The 20,349-nt window shown below is 48.1% G+C and carries 18 protein-coding genes; 12 read left to right on the top strand and 6 right to left on the bottom strand.

From position 1 onward, the window contains the following. Window positions 1-29 precede the first annotated feature (29 nt). Window positions 30-584 (top strand): DUF3299 domain-containing protein, encoded by a 555-nt coding sequence (locus OCU49_RS07315; protein ID WP_261844325.1) that lies wholly within the window; start codon window positions 30-32, stop codon window positions 582-584. Here the strand turns inward: OCU49_RS07315 and pbpG are convergent, their stop codons facing one another. After that, window positions 585-1,502 (bottom strand): D-alanyl-D-alanine endopeptidase, encoded by a 918-nt coding sequence (gene pbpG, locus OCU49_RS07320; RefSeq protein WP_261844326.1) that lies wholly within the window; start codon window positions 1,500-1,502, stop codon window positions 585-587. Between the two features lie 295 nt (window positions 1,503-1,797). Here pbpG and OCU49_RS07325 point away from each other — a divergent pair, with 295 nt between their 5' ends. The 3 genes from OCU49_RS07325 (at window position 1,798) to OCU49_RS07335 (ending at window position 4,904) form a co-directional block, all read left to right on the top strand. Then, entirely contained in the window at window positions 1,798-2,736 is a 939-nt protein-coding gene (locus OCU49_RS07325; RefSeq protein WP_261844327.1) for a nucleoside recognition domain-containing protein, read from the top strand. Window positions 2,737-2,976: 240 nt separating this feature from the next. Further along, the gene (locus OCU49_RS07330) at window positions 2,977-4,122 is read left to right on the top strand and encodes a pyridoxal phosphate-dependent aminotransferase (protein ID WP_376787893.1); all 1,146 of its coding nucleotides are present in this window, start codon (window positions 2,977-2,979) and stop codon (window positions 4,120-4,122) included. Beyond that, entirely contained in the window at window positions 4,110-4,904 is a 795-nt protein-coding gene (locus tag OCU49_RS07335) for an amidohydrolase (protein ID WP_261844328.1), read from the top strand. Before OCU49_RS07330 ends, OCU49_RS07335 begins: the two co-directional genes overlap by 13 nt. Window positions 4,905-4,940: 36 nt before the next feature. Here OCU49_RS07335 and OCU49_RS07340 read toward each other — a convergent pair whose 3' ends face one another. After that, window positions 4,941-5,426, bottom strand: a complete 486-nt coding sequence (locus OCU49_RS07340) for a hypothetical protein (RefSeq protein ID WP_261844329.1) — start codon at window positions 5,424-5,426, stop codon at window positions 4,941-4,943. A gap of 429 nt (window positions 5,427-5,855) precedes the next feature. Between OCU49_RS07340 and OCU49_RS07345 the strand changes: the two genes are divergently transcribed. The 4 genes from OCU49_RS07345 to OCU49_RS07360 all read left to right on the top strand — a co-directional run bounded on the left by OCU49_RS07345 (window position 5,856) and on the right by OCU49_RS07360 (window position 10,935). After that, the gene (locus tag OCU49_RS07345) at window positions 5,856-6,260 is read left to right on the top strand and encodes a phnA protein (RefSeq protein WP_261844330.1); all 405 of its coding nucleotides are present in this window, start codon (window positions 5,856-5,858) and stop codon (window positions 6,258-6,260) included. A gap of 202 nt (window positions 6,261-6,462) precedes the next feature. Then, entirely contained in the window at window positions 6,463-7,299 is an 837-nt protein-coding gene (locus OCU49_RS07350; RefSeq protein WP_261844331.1) for a hypothetical protein, read from the top strand. A gap of 335 nt (window positions 7,300-7,634) precedes the next feature. Next, window positions 7,635-10,169 (top strand): ATP-dependent helicase HrpB, encoded by a 2,535-nt coding sequence (hrpB, locus tag OCU49_RS07355; RefSeq protein WP_261844332.1) that lies wholly within the window; start codon window positions 7,635-7,637, stop codon window positions 10,167-10,169. Window positions 10,170-10,446: 277 nt separating this feature from the next. Then, window positions 10,447-10,935, top strand: a complete 489-nt coding sequence (locus tag OCU49_RS07360; RefSeq protein ID WP_261844333.1) for a Crp/Fnr family transcriptional regulator — start codon at window positions 10,447-10,449, stop codon at window positions 10,933-10,935. A 114-nt stretch (window positions 10,936-11,049) separates the two neighbouring features. Here the strand turns inward: OCU49_RS07360 and OCU49_RS07365 are convergent, their stop codons facing one another. Beyond that, entirely contained in the window at window positions 11,050-12,333 is a 1,284-nt protein-coding gene (locus OCU49_RS07365) for an NAD(P)/FAD-dependent oxidoreductase (protein WP_261844334.1), read from the bottom strand. Between the two features lie 192 nt (window positions 12,334-12,525). Here OCU49_RS07365 and OCU49_RS07370 point away from each other — a divergent pair, with 192 nt between their 5' ends. Continuing rightward, on the top strand, window positions 12,526-13,167 hold the full coding sequence (locus OCU49_RS07370; RefSeq protein WP_261844335.1) for a LysE family translocator: 642 nt from the start codon (window positions 12,526-12,528) through the stop codon (window positions 13,165-13,167). Between the two features lie 8 nt (window positions 13,168-13,175). Here the strand turns inward: OCU49_RS07370 and OCU49_RS07375 are convergent, their stop codons facing one another. The 3 genes from OCU49_RS07375 to OCU49_RS07385 all read right to left on the bottom strand — a co-directional run bounded on the left by OCU49_RS07375 (window position 13,176) and on the right by OCU49_RS07385 (window position 15,657). Continuing rightward, the gene (locus tag OCU49_RS07375) at window positions 13,176-13,481 is read right to left on the bottom strand and encodes a BufA1 family periplasmic bufferin-type metallophore (RefSeq protein ID WP_261844336.1); all 306 of its coding nucleotides are present in this window, start codon (window positions 13,479-13,481) and stop codon (window positions 13,176-13,178) included. A 23-nt stretch (window positions 13,482-13,504) separates the two neighbouring features. Then, the gene (locus OCU49_RS07380; RefSeq protein WP_261844337.1) at window positions 13,505-14,638 is read right to left on the bottom strand and encodes a porin; all 1,134 of its coding nucleotides are present in this window, start codon (window positions 14,636-14,638) and stop codon (window positions 13,505-13,507) included. Between the two features lie 74 nt (window positions 14,639-14,712). After that, window positions 14,713-15,657: a LysR family transcriptional regulator gene (locus tag OCU49_RS07385; RefSeq protein WP_261844338.1), complete on the bottom strand. Its 945-nt coding sequence runs from the start codon at window positions 15,655-15,657 to the stop codon at window positions 14,713-14,715. A 180-nt stretch (window positions 15,658-15,837) separates the two neighbouring features. On the opposite strand from OCU49_RS07385, the gene OCU49_RS07390 reads away from it, so the two are divergent. The 3 genes from OCU49_RS07390 (at window position 15,838) to OCU49_RS07400 (ending at window position 20,304) form a co-directional block, all read left to right on the top strand. Further along, on the top strand, window positions 15,838-17,304 hold the full coding sequence (locus tag OCU49_RS07390; protein WP_261844339.1) for an NAD-dependent succinate-semialdehyde dehydrogenase: 1,467 nt from the start codon (window positions 15,838-15,840) through the stop codon (window positions 17,302-17,304). Between the two features lie 69 nt (window positions 17,305-17,373). Next, window positions 17,374-18,726: an aminotransferase gene (locus tag OCU49_RS07395; RefSeq protein ID WP_261844340.1), complete on the top strand. Its 1,353-nt coding sequence runs from the start codon at window positions 17,374-17,376 to the stop codon at window positions 18,724-18,726. A 234-nt stretch (window positions 18,727-18,960) separates the two neighbouring features. After that, window positions 18,961-20,304: a DUF3422 family protein gene (locus tag OCU49_RS07400; protein ID WP_261844341.1), complete on the top strand. Its 1,344-nt coding sequence runs from the start codon at window positions 18,961-18,963 to the stop codon at window positions 20,302-20,304. Window positions 20,305-20,349: the final 45 nt, after the last annotated feature.

A 20,349-nucleotide genomic window follows, 5' to 3' on the forward strand; every position in this document is an offset into this window, starting at 1 on the left:
GACTGATATTTATCTGATGGAGTAACCGGGTGTTTAAATTCTGTCTGTCCGCTTTGCTGGCGGCTTTACTGTGGATCTCATTACCTCTGACTGCAAGCGCAGCAGAGACATTCAATGGTGAGCCGGTTGAAGAACTCGACTGGGAAGTATTAATGCCAGCGGATTACAACATCGAAGCTATTTTTGCTGCCAGTGCCGATCAGTACAGCAGCCTGGATGATTTCGACCCGTTAGCAGATATTAAATTTAAAGCGATGATGCAAGCACTGAGTTCGGCGCCAGTGGTGCCTGAAATGGACGGCAAGATGATTCGTATTCCCGGTTTTGTCGTACCGCTGAGTGAAGAAGGTTCCCGGGTGACGGAGTTCTTTTTAGTACCGTATTTTGGTGCTTGTATCCATGTGCCGCCACCGCCTTCAAATCAGATGATTCATGTAGCGTTTGAACCAGGTACGAATGTTGAAAATCTGTATGACGCTGTCTGGGTAACCGGAAAGTTAAAAGTCGCGACGGTTGCTCATGATTTGGGAACCGCCGGATATGTCATGGATGCATTTCAGATTGAGCCTTACGAAGAGGGCTAATCAGCTTTCGTTAGCAGCTAATTGTGTTGCTTGTCTTTCTTTATACAGTGCCAGCTGTTTTTTCTCATAGTTACGGGCATTCTGGCTGACTTTGCCCGTTTCACCTTTTGTTAGCCATCGTTTTACCCGCCCAGCATCGCCTATGGGAGTCCGTTTTCCGTATGAATTCAGGAATACCATTGCCAGTTTTTTACCTTTAACTTCCGTCACCATTACCAGGCAACGCCCGGCAATATCTAAGTATCCGGTCTTAGTGATATCTATTGGCCAGCTGGTGCGATGTACCAGAGGGTTGGTATTACCGTAGCCAAGACGGTAGCGAGGGCCTTTGAAGTTAGCTGTGAACTGGCCGGTAGTACTGAATTCACGAAGTTTAGGGTACTTAGCCGCCGCCAGAGCCATTTTCGCCAAATCTGATGCCGTTGCTACATTGTTGGGCGATAAACCGCTTGGGTCTGCAAAGCGGGTTTGATTCATGCCCAGCTCTGCGGCCTTATCATTCATTGCCTGAACAAAGGCTTTGCTGCCACCCGGATAGTTAGTTGCCAGCGTCATTGACGCAAAGTTCTCTGAAGACATCAGGGCGATCCGCAGCGCATCTTTACGGCGCAGGCGGGAGTCTATTCGGATACGGCTGTAATAGTTATTAATGGCTTGCTTGTCAGCTTTAGTGAAGGTGATGTATTCGTTCAGATCCTGTTCGGCATCCAGAATAACCATTGCCGTCATTATTTTTGTGACAGAGGCAATCGGTACCTGCATATCGGCATTCTTTAGCAACAGCGGATCGGTTTCATTGTCAGCAAGTACAGCGACGCTGACAGAAGCAAGTTGAGGGAGTTTTTCGGAAGAGGACTGTGTACCAGCCTGAATACAAGCACTAAAAAATATAACTATTGAAAAAAGTGCTGATCGCATAGTCATTGCCTTTGAACACGTGTTAGAAATTGGGTAATGCACGTGGTGCAGTATTAATGCACAGATGTAAAAAGAAAAACGACACACCGTTCAATATACCCAATATGGTGAGTAATGAAAGATTTTGTTAAGTTTTTGTACACCGTTAAGTCTGTGTAAGACCACCTGAGAGCGAATTGGTGCCATTGCCGTTATAAAGGAAAGGTCAGACCGGTCGTAAAATATTTCAGACCAGAAATGTAGCTTTGCGTAAAATTGCCGGTTTTTATCTGCGGTTAGATATGGAGCATTACCAGTGGAGCAGATTGTCCCGTTAATTTTAGAGTCTGGCCGAACGGCCGTTGATATGGCCCTGTATCTGTTGATGCCGGTAATGGTAGTCATGCTGGCACTGATGAAGTTGCTGGAGGCTAAGGGGGTACTGGCATTCATAGCCAATCTGTTGTCACCTCTGTTACGGATATTTGGTATCCCCGGTATGGGTGTATTTGCCATCGTTAAGATTCTGTTTGTCAGCTTTTCAGCACCGATTGCGACTCTGGCGGTTATGGATAAAGACGGTACCGCCCGGCGTTCAATTGCGGCAACACTGGCTGTAGTACTGACTTTGTCGCAAGCCAATGTAGTGTTTCCCCTGGCAGCAGTGGGTCTTGATCTGGGCGTTATGATGCTGACATCTGTAGTGGGTGGTCTGGTCGCCGCCAGCGCTACCTATTACTGGTTTGCCCGACAGCCTGTCTGGGATGATGGCGATCAGAAAGACCATGCGGTAGAAGCAGAAAAGCCAGAGCCGAAGAGCATCATGCAGATTATGTCTGACGGTGGTCAGGAAGGTATTAAAATCGTTATCAGTTCGATTCCTTTACTGATACTGGCTATATGTCTGGTGAATGTGCTGAAGCTTACCGGTGCCATTGAGGGCATTACCTGGTTGTTATCTCCACTGCTGGAGTTACTGGCGTTACCGGAAGCTGCGGTATTACCTATTGTGACTAAGTTTATTGCCGGTGGCACGGCGATGATGGGGGTAACACTGGATCTGCTGGATCAGGGAGCGCTGACAGTGACGGATCTCAACCGGATTGCAGGCTTCGCTATTAATCCGTTCGATGTTGTTGGCGTAGCTATTATTATTTCTGCCGGCAAGCGGGTAAGGCAAGTCGCGAAAGCTGCCATGCTTGGAGCCGCAATAGGGGTGCTCGTTCGTGGCGTGCTACATCTACTAATTTTTTAATGTGCTTGGCAGAACTAATCACGGGGCCAAAATTTTATAAGTTAGTGTCACTGCTAACTCTGATGGGTAATAGGTTTAGTGCTTTCAATTCTTTATTTTTAATATTGTCTGATGTTGCCCAGTGTTGCCAATTAGGCGCCAGTATTGAAAAGCTGAGGAAGTTACTGCGGTAGCTATCAACTGGGTGTAAGATTTTGTCAGAAACTGAAAATAACAGCGTACTGATAAAAGACTTTAATCGTGCATATAGATTCAAAATTACCAAAAGTCGGCACAACGATCTTTACCCGAATGTCGCAACTGGCAGCCGAAAAAAATGCTATCAATCTTTCACAGGGGTTTCCTGACTTTGACAGTCCACGTGAATTACTGGAACGGGTTAATTTTTATCTGCAACAAGGGCTGAATCAGTATGCGCCGATGACAGGGGCACCTTCTTTACGTCAGGCTATTGCTGAGAAAACCCAGCGTTGCTACGACGTGCTGCCGGATGCTGAATCTGAAATTACTGTTACCAGTGGTGCGACAGAAGCCATTTTTGCTGCGATCAGTGCTGTGATTCGTCAGGGCGATGAGGTGATTGTGTTTGATCCGGCCTACGACAGTTATGAACCGGCGATAGAGCTGAATGGTGGTACGGCTGTACATTTGCAGTTGAACAGTGGTGATTTTAGTTTACCACTCGATACGTTGGCTCAGGCAATTAACACCCGTACCCGGATGGTGATTATTAACTCTCCGCATAACCCCAGTGGAGCAGTACTGAGTGAAACTGAGCTGGACGGTCTGGAAAAGCTATTAGCCGGCACCGAAATATTGCTGCTCAGTGATGAAGTGTACGAGCATATTTATTTTAATGGCAGTCAGCATCACAGTGTACTTACCCGACCTGCTTTGGCTAGCCGCAGCTTTGTGGTGTCTTCTTTCGGAAAAACCTTACATACCACCGGCTGGAAGCTTGGGTATTGCGTGGCGCCTGAGGCGCTGAGTAAGGAATTGCGTAAGGTTCATCAGTATCTGACGTTCAGTTCGGTACATCCTATGCAGTGTGCCGTTGCAGATTATCTGCAGACGCATCCGGAGCATTATCTGCAGTTGCCGGCATTTTATGAAGCCAAGCGGGACCTGTTCTGTTCACTGATGCAAAAAAGCCGTTTTAAGTTTTCGACTACGGCCGGTACTTATTTTCAGCTGATGGATTATTCAGCGATAGATGACCAGAAAAGTGATATTGAGTTTGCTGACTGGCTGACAGAGCAGGGTGTTGCGGCAATCCCCATTTCAGTCTTTTATCAACAGCCGCCGGCGCAGAAACTTATCCGTTTTTGTTTTGCCAAAGAAGACAATACTCTTGAGAAGGCCGCGGAAATATTATGCAAAATTTAGTTCAGGACGAATTGACCGTTGTACTGGTTCAGCCAGATATTAAGTGGCAGAGCCCGGCACAGAACTGTGAAATGTATGTACGCATGCTGGATGAACATTCAGCCAAGGCTGATGTGATAGTGCTCCCTGAAATGTTTGCCACTGGTTTTTCTATGGATAGCCGTAAAGCGGCCCAGAATATGGATGGTGAAAGTATCGTTTGGATGAAGCAACAGGCGGCACAGCGAAATGCTGCTGTCTGTGGCAGCCTGGCAATTATTGAGGATGGTGAATACTACAACCGGATGCTCTGGGTTGAGCCTGATGGTAGCGTTCAGTTTTACGATAAACGTCATCTGTTCCGCATGGCAGGCGAACACGAGCGTTACCAGAGCGGGGAAGGTCGTGTTGTGGTCAACTTTCGTGGCTGGGATATATTACTGCAAGTGTGTTATGACTTACGTTTTCCTGTTTATTCACGCAACCGCAATGACTATGATCTGGCGTTGTATGTGGCAAACTGGCCAGCGGTACGCCGCTATCCGTGGCGGACATTATTAGCTGCCAGAGCAATTGAGAACCTTTGTTATGTTGTTGGTGTAAACCGGGTAGGGGTAGATGCCAATCAGCTTGAATACAGCGGAGACAGTATGCTGTTGGATTTCAAAGGCGAAATTATGTGTGATGAGGTGCAGGGTAAAAGCTTCTGCGCCAGTAAAACTTTATTAAAAACAGATCTACTGGCGTTTCGGGAGCAATTCCCTGCTTATCAGGATGCCGATGATTTCACACTGACGCTGTAATTTCATTCGCCTGTTGTTGGTAAGGCTGCGTTGTTATCAGTGAAGATGACGACGCAAGCTCTTTTGGTAGGTTGCTGTTTCTGCCAGACAATCCGGATATCCTTCAAACGCGCCATGCTGATGACTATGCTGCTTGAGTCGCTGAATAGATTCCTGCAGGTTAAGGCTCAGCGGGTAATATTCAGATGCACTGCTTTTTGCCAGATCAATCAGTCGGTAGTGAATTGAGAGTAAGAAGTGTAATTCCAGATCGGTACGGCCACTGCGGCGACAACAGCCAGCAAGCCTTTGACCAGCGGTAATAAAATGTTTCAGGTGGGCAAAATCCTGCTGCTCAGTCTGGCAATCAAATAGCAACCACTCGGCGGCTTCAAAGCTACATCCCAGTACCCGAAAAGCGTCAGCCCACTGCTCTGCCTGCAAAAAAGAATCACCCTGCCGCATCCATTCATGCCAGTGACTGAGTACCTGATTTTCATCCTGAAGAAGTTGCTGGCGGTGAGTTTCGCAAAGAAAGCGCATAGTTTTAATTCCGTAAATCTAAATGATAACGATTATCATATTTATGTAATCCTCAACTGTAAAGTGACATATGTCATTTTTATGGGTCTTACAGGTATAAACGGGAAAAAATTTCAAAATGAGTTTTGTTGCATATGCAACTGACCACTTGGTAAAAGCCGTGCTTAATAGGCATGTAACAGCAGTGAACGTGCCGCTAACACCTGAAAAATCTATTATTTCACAATAGTTAAAGTGTTTAAATTTTTCTTATAACTTATTGAAATAAAGGAGATATATTGATTTTTAAGTTGTAATTCTGGCGACCTGACTAATACTTAGTGTCAACGCTGTATATGGAATGGACTCGTGTTAAGGCCTGTACAGTTTGTAGGGCAACACCTATTACAAAGTGCTGTTTGCAGGTCTTACTGAGTATGGGGGTGATGTATGTCCAGAGGACATGCTAAACATTATGAAGGTCATTATGGCCTGTCGATGTTCGGTAAAGATTTAGTGCGCCGTTGCAGCGCACATTGTGAACTGTGTGACGCGCAGGGTGTGAAGCTGTCGGTGTATGAAGTACCGCCGGTTCTGACTGAGCCTGATTATGATCACTGCATTATGATTTGTGGTACTTGTCAGAAGCAGATTATGCGGCCCAGGTTAATTGATCATAATCACTGGCGATGTCTGAATAACTCTATCTGGAGCGAAGTGGTTCCGGTCAAAATGCTGTCTGTCGCTATGCTTCGTTATATCAACCAGCAACATGCCTGGCCAGGAGCCTTACTGGAACAGGTATATCTGGATAACGATGAAGAGAAGTGGATAGAGCAGATAGAAATTTGCTGACAAAAATTTATTTTCTAACATTTCTTGCTTTAAAGCTGCGATAAAAACTGCTTATTAATCAAAGTAGGTTAAATATTAATCAGTGCCTTAGTTGGCTATTGGTTATTAGTAAATACCAAACTGATTGAATTTAGGCCTTAAGTTTGTGGAATCAGTGTCGATAAACAGACCATTGATCCACTTAATATACAGGGCCTGCACGATGGACATTTCACAGTTACCGTCCTCGAACTTATTCAGTAATCCTCTTTCTTCTGACCGGACTCCGGGGCGTAATGAACGATTAGACCCGCCGGGACAGACGCAATCTGATGAAGTATCACGTCGTGGCAGTTCGCAGGCAGTAGCTGCGTCAGAGCGTTTTACTGCTGCTGAAAGCTTTTCACTGACACTGGAAACCAAAGAAGGTGACAAAGTTACCATCGAGTTCAGTGGACAGGACAGCTTCAGAGCCAGTATTGCAGGCGTCAGTAATAACAACGGCCAGGCAGCAAGCGTTTCGTTAGAGCAGTCTTCCAGCAGTTCTTTTGGATTCAGTGTCGAGGGCGACTTAAATGCTGATGAGCTGGATGCGATAACGAACCTGGTAAAAGACATGACAGGCATTGCCAATGATTTCTTCTCTGGCAATGTACAGGATGCTTTTAATACCGCTGCTAATTATCAGATGGATGGTGCTGAACTGGCGTCTATGGACTTCCAGCTGACCCGCAGCCAGACATATACCAGCACAGCAATGTATGAAAATGTGCAGCAAATGAATGATCCTGGCTTTGGGCTGCAGGGTCTACAGCCAATACGTGAAGGCCTGACAGAACAGCTGGGTAATGCGCATCAGATTATGCAGGACGCCACTGACTTTACACGTTCACTGCTAAACAACCTGATTGAGCAGGATGGCCGTTATACCGAAGCCAGCAACAATGCTCAGCAGCAACTGCAGAATAATCTGTCGATGCTGGATTCCATGCTTGCAAACCTCGGTACCCAATCTGGGGATGAAACCCAGTTGCAAGAGGAGCCAACAGGCGAAGCCTAGGCTATGATGAATTTATCTACAGTGAAACAGACAAATTAACCGGTAACTTTTACTTAACGCCGTCCAGTCTGTTTCCGTAAACCGGAATTTTCCTGGGACTGTTGAGGGCGACAAACCTTTGATCGTTGCTTATGACCGCACATATGTGCGGTTTTTTTTTGCCTGGAATTTATAGTGGCTCCGGTTCACTGTATTCGGTATCTACATGGCTGAAAAAACTTCAGCTATTCTCAGCGGGTAATTCTTAGCGAAGTAATTTTCTGTTTGCATCAGCGGTGCCTGTTACAATGCACGAAATCTGCTTTACCTGTCAGTTAATTCAAGATTGATTCTATATGATTTCATTGCCTATCCATGATGTGCTCGACGCGCTTAAGTCTGCTTTGCTCTCCAGTACTGAGGTAATACTGGAAGCACCACCCGGTGCCGGTAAAACCACCTGTGTACCTTTAGCTTTAATAGATGAAGACTGGCTGAGTGGCCAGAAAATCATCATGCTGGAGCCTCGCCGGCTTGCTGCCCGTGCAGCGGCTCAGCGTATGGCGCAGATGTTGGGCGAAAAAGTTGGTGAAACTGTTGGTTACAGAGTGCGTCTTGAGTCTGCAATTGGTCCGGCGACCCGCATCGAAGTGGTTACTGAAGGCATACTGGTGCGGATGCTTCAAGATGATCCCAGCCTTGATGGGATCGGCTTAGTTATTTTTGATGAGTTCCATGAGCGTAATCTGGATGCTGATCTGGGGCTGGCCTTATGTTTACAGGGGCGTGAATTATTTCGGGACGAACAGCCGCTGCATCTTTTAGTGATGTCCGCCACTCTGGACGGTGCTCAGCTGCAAAAGCTGTTGCCGGATGCACCTTTAGTGAGCAGTGCCGGGCGTATGTATCCGGTTGAAGTTGAATATTTAGGTTATAACACGCAGAAGCCGCTTGAAGAGCAGGTTGCAGCTGCAGTCCGACAGGCATTAGAAAGTGAAACTGGCAGTATTCTGGTTTTCCTGCCGGGGCAAGCTGAAATTCGCCGTGCTGCTCAGCGGCTCGCATCGATTGAAACCGAGTTTAATGATGCTCGCCTGTTTCCTTTGTTTGGTGATCTCGATTTTGCACGCCAACAACAGGCAATAGCACCGGCTAAGAAAGGGCAGCGTAAGATCGTTCTGGCTACCAGCATTGCCGAAACCAGCCTGACAATCGATGGTGTCAGGGTGGTTATTGATGCCGGACTCAGCCGTTATGCAGCCTTTGATCCGAATACCGGTATGTCGAGATTGCATACCCGACGTTTATCCCGGGCGGCGAGTATTCAACGTACAGGGCGTGCCGGTCGGACCGAACCAGGTGTTTGTTACCGGCTTTGGTCTCAGGAGCAACAGGATCAGTTAGCGCCACACAGTGATCCGGAAATCCTTAATGCGGATCTGGTTCCTTTGGTGCTGCAGCTACAGTCCTGGGGCGTAGATAATCCGGCTGAATTAGACTGGCTGGATTTACCGCCTGTAGGTGCGGTGGCCCAGGCAACAGATTTACTGGTAAATCTTTCAGCATTGTCCATAGATGCTGCAACCTCTGTGGTTAGTGTGACTGCTTTGGGTGAGAAAATGGCTGCTTTGCCAGTACATCCCCGTTTAGCGCGTATGTTGATGCTTGGGGCCCAGCAGGGGCAATTACCACTTGCTGCCGATATTGCAGCCCTGCTGAGTGAACGCTCCGGAATAGACAGCTCAGACTTCAGCCAGCACCTTGCATGGCTTAAGGGAAAGCTCAGTGGCCGATCGCAGGATGCGCCGTTACGTAAGCGTTGTCAGCAGTTAGCCGGGCAATTCAGTCGTCTTGCACTTAAAGAGGCAGCTAGAGACGCAGATCAGAACAGGCTTTCTGCAGCGCCGAATAGTGCTGATGACTGGCTGGCAATATTACTCAGTTATGCCTATCCGGACAGAATAGCTGCACGGCGCAGCCCTCAGAGTCATGATTACCTGTTAAGTAACGGTCGGGCGGCACGTCTGCGGCAGCATGATCCGTTACAGAAAGCCGCTTTTTTAGTGATTGCAGAGCAGGGCGGTCGACAAGGGCAGAGTGTTGACCAGATCTATGCAGCGGTGGCTTTGAATAAACAGTTATTCGACGGTCCTCTTTCAGAACTGACCGGGATCAGAGACAGTGTTGAGTGGGATATGTCCGCAGAGCGTTTACGCAGTGAACGCCAGCGTAGAGTCGGAGCGATTGTATTGCAGCGTTCGGATCTTTCCGATGTGGCTTCTGAATTAAGGGTAAAGGCTATCGTCCGAATGTTGGCAAAACGCGGGCTGCATTTGCTTAGCTGGGACAGCGCAACTGTATTGCGGCAGCGACTGGCATTTTTACATAGTCAGGAGCCGGATGTCTGGTTGGATGTTTCAGATGAAGCACTTACGGCCAGCCTGGCAGACTGGCTGGGTCCTTATCTGGAAAATATCAGGCAGCTGCCACAACTGAAGAAGCTTAACTTGCAGGATATATTGTTAGCCCGTCTCAGCTGGGAGCAGCAACAGTCGCTGAATAATCTGGCTCCGGTGAGTGTTAAATTACCTGCGGGCAGCAGTGCACGGCTGGATTATAGTCAGAGCCCACCAGTACTGGCGGTAAAGCTACAGGAAATGTTTGGCTGTACTTCAACCCCGACAATTGGTCGTGGTACAGCGGTGATGCTGCACCTGTTGTCGCCGGCGCAGCGACCGTTACAGGTGACGCAGGATTTGGCGAGTTTCTGGAAAAACAGTTATCGGGATGTCCAAAAGGATATGAAAGGCCGTTATCCTAAACATTACTGGCCGGATAATCCGATGGAAGCCGTGCCCGGAAATTCATTGAAAAAACGTCGTTCAGACTGATAGCTTTACGAATAAATATACATATTTAGTACTTAGGTCGGGTAGTTTGGGGAGTAATTGAATTGCTAATCTTGCTATGTTGTTAACGCGGAGTTAACGTGCAGCATCGTATATTTTTATGTGCAATATGTAAGCAGCGTATGTATAGAAACCTGAGCAAAGATCAGGTGTTGGGATGGCTGTGAATATTTCAGGTTTTATCTTTATTTTTCGTGTCTTAGGCACTAAGAACCTGGTTATTGCACTATACTGAGATTGTGATTCCCGGAGACGGATTATGCAGTTATACCAATACTCAGATTTGAGTGGGCAGTTTTCCCTGGAGTATTGCCATGGCTTGTCCATGTTTGGTGCTTTATCTGATGAAAGTCTGAGTTTTTTACTCACTCACGGCGACATTTACAAACTGGCAGGTAACGACAGAGTTTATTCTCTGGGTGATAGTTCTGATATGTTTTTTGTCATCCTTAGTGGCCAGGCGCGGTTTTATCATCCTAAAACTGATTCCGATGATCAGGTTCCCCTGAAAGCGTATTTACCTGGCGAACAGCTTGGCTTTGTTGGCATGATTGGGCTACAGGCCCGCCACGGTAACGCCGTCATGCAGAAAGATGGTTATTTGCTGGAAATATCCAGCGCACTGTTTCATGAACTGTGTGACGTTTTTCCTGAAGATTTCAAAATTTTTATGATTAATGTGACCAGAGAAATGAGTCGTGAGATCGCACAGTTGGATAGTATGTGCGGAAATATGCCATCGACCTGATGGTTGTCTGTTTCTGCCGAGCTTTTCCCATAATCTATGGGATGTTATTTCTCCGATAAATACATTTAACGGGATGCATTACATCCCGTATTCATAGCTATATTTCTCAGCTAATCAGATCCCCAACTTATCCCGCAAAGTGTAATACCAGGCCCCCATCGCTGTGTATGGAATCCGGAAAGTACGTCCACCAGGGAATGGGTATTGTGGCAGACCAGCAAATACATCGAAACGTTCAGCCTGTCCCTGAAGCGCTTCAGCAATGACGCGGCCGGCAAGGTGGGTACTTGTGATGCCATGACCGCTATAACCCTGCGCATAGAAAATATTATTACCGATACGGCCAAATTGCGGCAGGCGCATCAGTGTTAGCAGGAAGTTTCCGGTCCATGCAAAATCAACTTTTGTATCCTTCAGCATTGGGAATGTTTTGAGCATTTTAGGCCGGATCAGCGATTCTATTTTTCCAGGCTCACGGGCACCGTAAGTAACGCCGCCGCCATAAATCAGACGACCGTCGCCGGATAAACGGAAATAATCCAACAGGTAGTTACAGTCCTCAACACATTGGTCTTTTGGCAGAAGTTGCTGCTGAAGTGCCGGGCTCAGAGGTTCTGTAGCGATTACCTGCGTACCACATGGCATGGCTTTTTGTTCCAGCTTTGGCAGTAAGCCATTGAGATAAGCATTACCGGCAACCACAACATACTTGGCCGTGACACTGCCCCGGGCAGTGTTAACCCGGGTTATTGCCTGCTGATCAATACTGGTAACGGCGGAATCTTCAAAGATACGTCCACCAAGTGATTCAATCGCTGCAGCTTCGCCTAAAGCCAGATTCATTGGGTGAAAATGACCGCCACTCTTATCCAGCAAGCCACCTTTATAACGGCCAGTACCAATATGTTGCTGGATCTCAGTTTCACTAAGCAGTTCCAGTTTGCGATGACCGTTTGCCTGCCAAAGAGCTTTTTTGCTTTCCAGTTCACGCATTTGTTTGTCGTTACAGGCGGCAAAAATACCACCATCTTTAAGGTCACACTGGATGTTAAATTCATCGACCAGGCCACGGATTATCTCACCACCTTCGAATGCCATACTGGCCATCGCTGAGCCGGTTTCTTTACCGTAATGCTGGTGAATGAAGTCGATATCACGACTGTAGCTATGCACAATCTGGCCACCGTTACGACCAGACGCACCAAAAGCTATACGATCGGCTTCAAGGACAACAACCTTAAATCCGGCTTTTGCCAGGTGAAGAGCGCTGGATAAACCGGTGAAGCCAGCACCGATGACACAAACGTCGGCTTCAATGTTGTCGTTCAGTGCAGGGCGTAGCTGCTTTTCGTTGGCAGATGCAGCGTAATAAGATGTTGTGTGGGCCTGGGCAGTCATAAATACCTCTGTCATTCTGTGGGCGAACATATTCGCCGATAATGTCGCTACAGTATCGGTAAGCTCCCAATCGCTGATATACCCAGTTGGAGATATTTTGCGTGCCAGTCGCCATTGGTTATTAAAACAGCTATAGTTTTTGGCCGTATGGCACATATGTGTCAGAGACGCTGAGAAATAAGGATATTAACCATGAATACAGACACGCTGATGATGTATCTGCTGATTTCATTTTTTTATGTGATTAGTCCGGGCCCGGCTATCTTGCTGGCGATCTTCAACAGCATTTCCCATGGCATGCGAGCGGTAATGATTGGCGCATTGGGAAATATTACCGGTCTGTTTGTTTTGTCTCTGGTATCTGTTGGCGGACTTGGTGCTATTTTAATGGCCTCAACCACACTGTTTATGCTGGTTAAGGTGCTGGGTGCCTCGTATCTGATTTATCTGGGCGTACGTCAGCTGTTTTCCCGCAAGCGCCAGTTGAAGCTTCAGGAAGAAGGCGGAGCTGAAACTGAACAGCGGGCATGGTTTTCACATTACCGCGAAGGCTTATTTTTAGCAGTTACTAACCCTAAGCCTATTCTGTTTTTTGGGGCGTTATTCCCCCAGTTTATTGATCTGAACTACGCGCTGGCGCCACAGTTTTCGGTCATGACTGGCGCATTCATGTTGTTCTCTTTCATTTCACTGAGTTGCTATGGACTGCTTGCTCAGTCAGCAAAAGGTTTTCTTACTGGCAGCCAGGGAATGAAATGGTTTCACCGGGTAACCGGTGGACTGTTTGTCAGCATGGGTGTCGGGTTGCTGTCATTTAAGAGTGCCAGTCAGTAATTCTGCAGTTAGCTTTTTGAAGTGCTGCCGCCATCAATTTTATCGCAACTGCCTTCGGGCACGAATATCCAGGCGTTTTTCTGACGGTCTTCCGTTGAGGTACCTGCACAGGCAAGCCCGTTAGAAAAACAGTCATTCTGGCCTTTCTTTGCTACGCCATAACATTTTTCAAATTCATATACGGGTTTTTCCGGATGGCTAAGGGCCTGCGTTGTATTGCCCGGAGTTAGCGTTGAGGAAATTTCCAGTTGGGCGCAGCCCTGCAAACTCACAGCAGAGGTGAGTGCCAGAATAGCTTTGGCTTTATTGTTCATAAGCAGACTCTTTTGATTGATATTCACAGGATGATTCGGACGCCAAGTAAAACGACGTCACCGTCACTGCTACTCTGGTTATCGTTACGCAGATCATAATGATAGTAAGCAGTGTACAAGCGGGTACGGATATTAAAACGGTACGATGCGCCTATCTGGTATGCTTCCAGCCGGTTGCGTCCGGCTTGCTGAGTATCTCCCTGCCCATACGCCTGCTGGTAGAAGCCGCCGTAAGTCCAGGGGCCACTGTTGTAATTGAGGCTGGTTACCCAGCCCTGAGTATTTTCCTGAATACTATTACTTAGCTGCCCGGAAGTACCGTTATAAGTGGTACTGATCCCAATCGCCAGTTTACTGTTAAAGGTTGCTGAAATGCCTAGATTTGCCGAACTTAAGTCGTCTCGCTGCTGGCTGCTGATGAGATTCTCAGCCTGTGCGTAGGTATAGCTGCCACCCAGGTGTAGCTGGTGTTCATCCCAGTAATAGTCATAAGTCAGGCCACTTTGAATCAGCTGTTTAAAGCCCGGATTATCGTCACTGATATCCGGTGCGTATGAGATGCCGGTGTTGATTCCGGATGCGGAGCGGGGCGCTGCATAAATCAGTTTGGCTGAGCGGTTGCCGGCCAGCGAGGCGACAAAGCCAAGCGAGCTGAGCTGGTTAATAGCAGTGGCTTCGGTTTGATTTATAAAGCTGCTTTGCAGGCCTCCAGCCGGGTTGAGGTTGCGTCCGGTAGAGGGGCCATATTCTGCAAAGGTAAAAGTGTAGTTGTTGGGTGCAAAGCCAGTGAGTACGTCCGGTAACCCCTGACGTTCGCCAACTTCTATTCGGCCCCAGTCAGACTGAGCCAGTAAGCTGACTTCGCCGACTTCAGGATCCTGGTTATTGCTGCCAGCTGAAGTTGATTCGAAAGTGATACGGCCGCCGTATTTATTGCCTTCTTCGGTTTCGTGCAGGCCCAGCAGGCGGATGTCTGCATCGGCTGCAATCCTGTCGGTATTTTCTGCGGCGTTGCCAGTGGTCAGATTAATATAAGCATCGGCAACTACACTGAAATCAGGATGCTTAATCAGCACTCCAGCGCTTGCATTCAGGGGCAGCATAATCAGTGGCAGCAAACTGACGACTGCATTGCGTGAAATTTTAGAGATTGGCATAAAAGGCAATATCCGGTGAGCAGGTTTGCTGCATTATTCATCTGTTTCCTGAAACCACTGTGAATATGCGGCTATCAGTTAGTTGTCACTGAAGCGGGGCGAACCTGATTCAGTGCATCCAGAAAGACTTCGATAATTTCATCTTTAGTGGTTTTTTTCGGCCAGATTGCCCGGTAACTGTTGCGATAACCGTAGGTGTCTTTCATCAACGGCCGCAGTTTATCCTGTAGCCCCCAGCTGGCCACAAAATGCTCCGGCAGCAGGCCCAGATACTGGCCGCTGAGAATTAAAGTTGCCCGGGCTTCCTGATGGTGAGCCTTGGCGTGCCGATTCCAGTGACGCATATCAGGATGAACTTCCCGGCCAGGTAGTAAGCGTGGCGACTCAACAAAGCGATATTCACGCAGCGCTTCAGCAGTTATTGAGGATTCAGCCTGATCGTAAAGGGGATGCTGCTGGCCACAGTAAAGCAGCATTTGTTCATCGAAAAGGTCCAGAGCGTTGAGTTCATGGTAGCGCCTTGCTTCTACTGTAATGCCAATGTCGACCTGTTTGTTCAGTACTGCAGTGGTTACTTCATCGGAGCTGAGAGTCGTTATTTCAATGTTTACTTCCGGTGCCTGACGGGTAAACAGATCAAGCGCTTCAACCACAAAGGCATTGTGGGCGCCAAGCATATGTTCAGCAAATGCCAGATGCAGCCGGCCGTAAATACCCTGCGTGGAACGGTTGAGCCGTTGGCTGAACTGGTCCAAAGCATTGAGTAGCTCCAGTGTGGCTTCATAAACAGTCTGGCCCTGTTGTGTCAGGCTAAAGCCGCCGCGCCCGCGTTCACATAAACGCATACCCAGACGTTTTTCCAGATCAGATATGTAATTGGAAATTGTTGAGTTGGCCAGGTTGAGTTGCATTTCAGCGGCACTGAATCCGCCCGCCTCAACAACCCCTTTGAAGACGCGGAGTAAGCGCAGGTCCTGATCGGCTAACTGTCCGCTAATGGCGGCTTTTTTACGGCCCATAATGCGCTCCCGTACATTGCTAAAAAGCGAAGTTGATAATGTCGCTGAAAATTACATTTGAATATTCAAATGTTTGCTTGGATAAATAATTATATTAACAAATAGAAAATCTGACTATAACTGATCACAACGATATTTATCCGACTGACAAGTCGTAGCGAACAATACGCGGAGTGATTCATGGCAATTCAACTAAACGATTCTGGTCTGCTGAAAACCCAGGCTTATATTGATGGTAACTGGACAGCCGGTTTCGAAGGTAAAACCTTTGCGGTGACAAACCCTGCAAACGGTGAACATCTGGCTGATGTTGCTGATGTAGGTGCGGCGGAAACTCGTCAGGCGATTGAAGCTGCATCCCGTGCGATGCAGGAATGGCGTGCGCTAGCACCGGCAAGCCGCAGTGCTGTATTAGAAAAGTGGCATGCGCTGATCCTGGAAAATCAGGAAGACCTGGCGATTCTGATGACTGCAGAGCAGGGCAAGCCAATGTTCGAATCCCGTGGTGAAGTGGGTTACGGCGCGTCTTACCTGAAGTGGTTTGCCGAAGAAGGTAAGCGGGTGTATGGCGATATTATTCCAACCCCACAGACTGACCGTCGCGGTATCGCGATTAAACAGCCAGTTGGCGTGGTGGCGGCAATTACGCCGTGGAACTTCCCGAATGCGATGATTACCCGCAAGGTTGCACCGGCACTGGCAGTAGGTTGCGCGATCATTCTTAAGCCAGCTGCAGAAACGCCATTGTCTGCACTGGCACTGGTTGAACTGGCAGAGCGTGCCGGTTTACCTGCAGGCTTGTTCAGTGTGATCACTGGCAGTGATGCAGCTGCTATAGGCGGTGAAATGACCTCTAACCCAACGGTGAAGAAAGTCACTTTTACCGGTTCTACTCCGGTAGGCAAGCTGCTGATGCGCCAATGTGCAGACACTGTTAAACGTACTTCTATGGAGCTTGGCGGTAACGCGCCGGTTATCGTTTTTGATGATGCCGATCTGGATCAGGCAATTGCCGGTGCTCTGGTATCTAAATACCGCAACTCTGGTCAGACCTGCATCTGTGCTAACCGCCTGATCGTTCAGGAAGGTATTTATGATGCCTTCGTTGAAAAGCTGCGTGTTGCTGTTGCTGAATTTAATATTGGTGATGGCTTTGCGGCAGATACAACACACGGTCCGCTGATTACTGAAAAAGCAGTCCGTGACGTACACGCCAAAGTGACCAGTGCTATTGAAGAGGGTGCCAAGGTTGTTATTGGTGGTGAGCCTCAGGCAGGCGAAGGTAACTTTTATCAGCCAACGATTCTGACGGATGTGAATCCTTCAATGCGTGTATTCCGTGAAGAGATTTTTGGTCCGGTTGCGCCAATCTTCAAGTTCAGCACCGAAGAAGAAGCTATTGCGATGGCCAACGATACTGAGTTTGGTCTGGCGGCATATTTCTACACTGAAAATATGGGCCGTATGTGGCGTGTAGCCGAAGGCATTGATTACGGCATGGTAGGCGTTAATGAAACGGCTATCAGTTCAGAAGTGATCCCGTTTGGTGGTGTTAAAGAATCGGGTCAGGGTCGCGAAGGTTCGAAATATGGACTGGATGATTACCTGGAAACTAAATACATCTGTATGGGCGGTCTGAACCGCTAATACTGCATGGCGCTGTTCAGTTAGTTATAGACAGCGCCGCCTGTGAAACTTTTATAAGAGGACCCGGACATGAGCAATATCATTTATCCGACCACTAACCTGAAAAACACTGAAACCCTGACTATTGAACGTGGCGACGGTGTGTATGTTTACGATGATCAGGGCAACCGTTATCTGGAGGGCCTGGCGGGTCTGTGGTGCACCTCGCTGGGATACAACAACCGCGAACTGATTGATGCTGCCAATGAACAGATGGGGCAGCTGTCTTACTCGCACATGTTTGGCGGTAAAACCCATCAGGTCGGTATTGATTTAGCGGCTAAAGTGGCGGAAATGGTACCGGTAGAGAATGCCAAAGTATTCTTCGGTAACTCCGGCAGTGACGCTAACGATACACACATTAAAATGCTGCGTTATTACTTTAATGCGATCGGTAAGCCAGAAAAGTTTAAGATTATCTCCCGCGACCGTTCTTATCACGGGATTACCGTCGCTTCGGCTTCGCTGACCGGCTTGCCTGCTAACCATCAGCATTTTGATTTGCCATTCGATACGCTGGGCATTCTGCGTACCGATGCACCGCATTACTACCGCGGTGCTTTACCGGGTGAATCTGAAGCGGATTTCGTTACCCGGATTACCAATAACCTTGAACAGATGATTTTGCAAGAAGGCCCGGAAACGATTGCTGCTTTCATCGCTGAGCCAATTACCGGTGCCAGTGGTGTAATTGTTCCACCGCAGGGCTATTACCAGCGGGTTCAGGACATTCTGGCGAAGTACGACATTCTGTTCTGGGCAGACGAAGTAATTACTGGCTTTGGCCGTACAGGTAAAGACTTCGGCTGTAACACTATGGGTATCGATTCACCTGCGCTGATGACACTGGCTAAACAGCTTTCGTCTGCTTATATCCCGATCAGTGCTTCAGTGGTACGTGGCGATATTTACGAAGCCATGATAGAGCCAAGCTCACAGGTTGGCGTATTCGGTCACGGTTATACTTATTCCGGTCACCCGGTTGGTTGTGCCGTTGCTCTGAAGACACTGGAAATTTATCAGCGCGATAACATCTTTGGTAAGGCCGCAGAAACCGGCGCTTATCTGCAGGAAGGCTTGAGTAAGCTGGCGGATCATCCGCTAGTGGGTGAAGTGCGGGGCGAAGGTATGATCGCCGCTGTTGAGATGGTAGCCAATAAGCAGACAGGCGAAGCCTTTGCCGGTGGTGCTATTGGTGCATTTGCTCAGCAGGCCTGTGAACGCCATGGCCTGATTACCCGTGCGGTTGCAGGTTCATCGCTGGCATTGTGTCCACCGTTAATTGCCACTGAGCAACACATCGATGAAATCCTTGAGTCATTCGGTAAAGCACTGGATGACACTTTGGATCACGTCACTAAGCAGGGATTGCTGACTGGCTAACAGTCTCTGCTTGTATGTGATCATTCAGACCCTTGGCCCGTTTTGCGGGCCTTTTTTATTCTAGCCGTTAATTTTGTAAGAGGTCTTTTTAACAGAGTTATCATCTGTTTGGCGTGGCGTTGTCACAAAACTTCTCTAAATTAGCTTAAACACGACGTTTTTTACGCTAAGTGATTGTTTTATTGTGTATCTGACGGTATGAATGGTAGCCCTAAAATTTTTGAGGACATTACGTTGCGCCAGGCTCTACACCAGTTACCGACTCTGACCGACCCGTTAAATGAAACTTTCGGGCTGAGTCAGCATGCGCGTTTTCAGGGCAACTATGCTGATTTGCACGCCCGTCCGTTTCCGGTCGCAACAACACCGGTAAGGGTTTCGCATATGACATTGCTGCATACCGGTGCCGACCATTATCCCCGGGAGCTTAAGCACCTGAGTAGCCTGTGTAAGCGATACAGCATTAATCCGCCATCAGAAGGGGATGTGTGCTTCTATCAGAACTTTGGTGAATTCGAAGTACGCTGGGAACGCCATACTGAATTCAGCAGCTATACCTTTTTGCTGAAAGGTAAGAGTACGCAGTGTTTTTCGCAAACGGCAATCAGCCTGTTACCGGATGACTGGATCAGTGAATTACCCGGTGAAGTTGTTGCTGCGCTACATATTGAAGGTATCGACAGTGATACAGCAGTGGTTGATAAAGAAACCCTGCGGCCCTGTTTTGAAGGCCAGCGGCTGATCGCGTCGCAGCTGGGTAACGAAGCGGCCAGTGTCTGGAGTGCGTTGCGTTTACACAGTGATGGTTTTAATCGTGTTTTGCTGGTGAATCGTAGTCTGAATGAATGCCAGACCGGCCGGTTAATCCGGACACTGCTGGAACTGGAAGCTTACCGAAACATGATGTTACTGGCCTTTCCGGTGGCACAGCAGACCAGCGCGCAGGTCAGTGATATGGAAACTGAACTGGCAGACTTGCTGCGCCAGATCAGTGGTGAGCGGGTTATCAGTGAAGAACGTGAACAGTTAGAAAAGCTTTCTGATATGGCTGCCGCTGTCGCTGAGTTAATTGCTGAAACCCGTTACCGTTTTGATGCCGCACGAGCTTACTACCAGATGGTACAGAGCCGCCTTGATGATCTGCAGGAAACCGAGCTTAACGGCCTGCAAACAATGTCGGCGTTTATTGAGCACCGCTTAGGCCCGGCCTTTCGGACAACGGAAGCCACCAAACGCCGTCTGGATGATCTTTCCAGCCGGGTTGACCGGGCCAGTGACTTTTTGCGCACACGGGTAGATATGGCTATTGAGGCGCAAAATCAGGCTTTGCTGCAATCGATGGATAAACGGGCTCAGCTGCAGTTCCGCTTACAGCAGACAGTTGAAGGCCTGTCGATTGTTGTTATCACCTACTATGTGCTGGCCCTGTGTAGCTTTATATTCAAAGCTGCTGTGCCGTTTGCACCCTGGATGGATGTTGATCTCCTCAGAGCGGCGTTTCTTCCGGTAGTGCTAGCCAGCGTGTGGCTGGTGACTCATCGGGTGAAGAAACATCTGAAACGGGATGCCGAGAACTGATTCTGCCTGGCTGACCGGCTAAGTGTTATGTTTTGTAAAGCTGTT

The sequence above is a fragment of the Aliamphritea ceti genome (assembly GCF_024347215.1).
Classification (GTDB): domain Bacteria; phylum Pseudomonadota; class Gammaproteobacteria; order Pseudomonadales; family Balneatricaceae; genus Amphritea; species Amphritea ceti.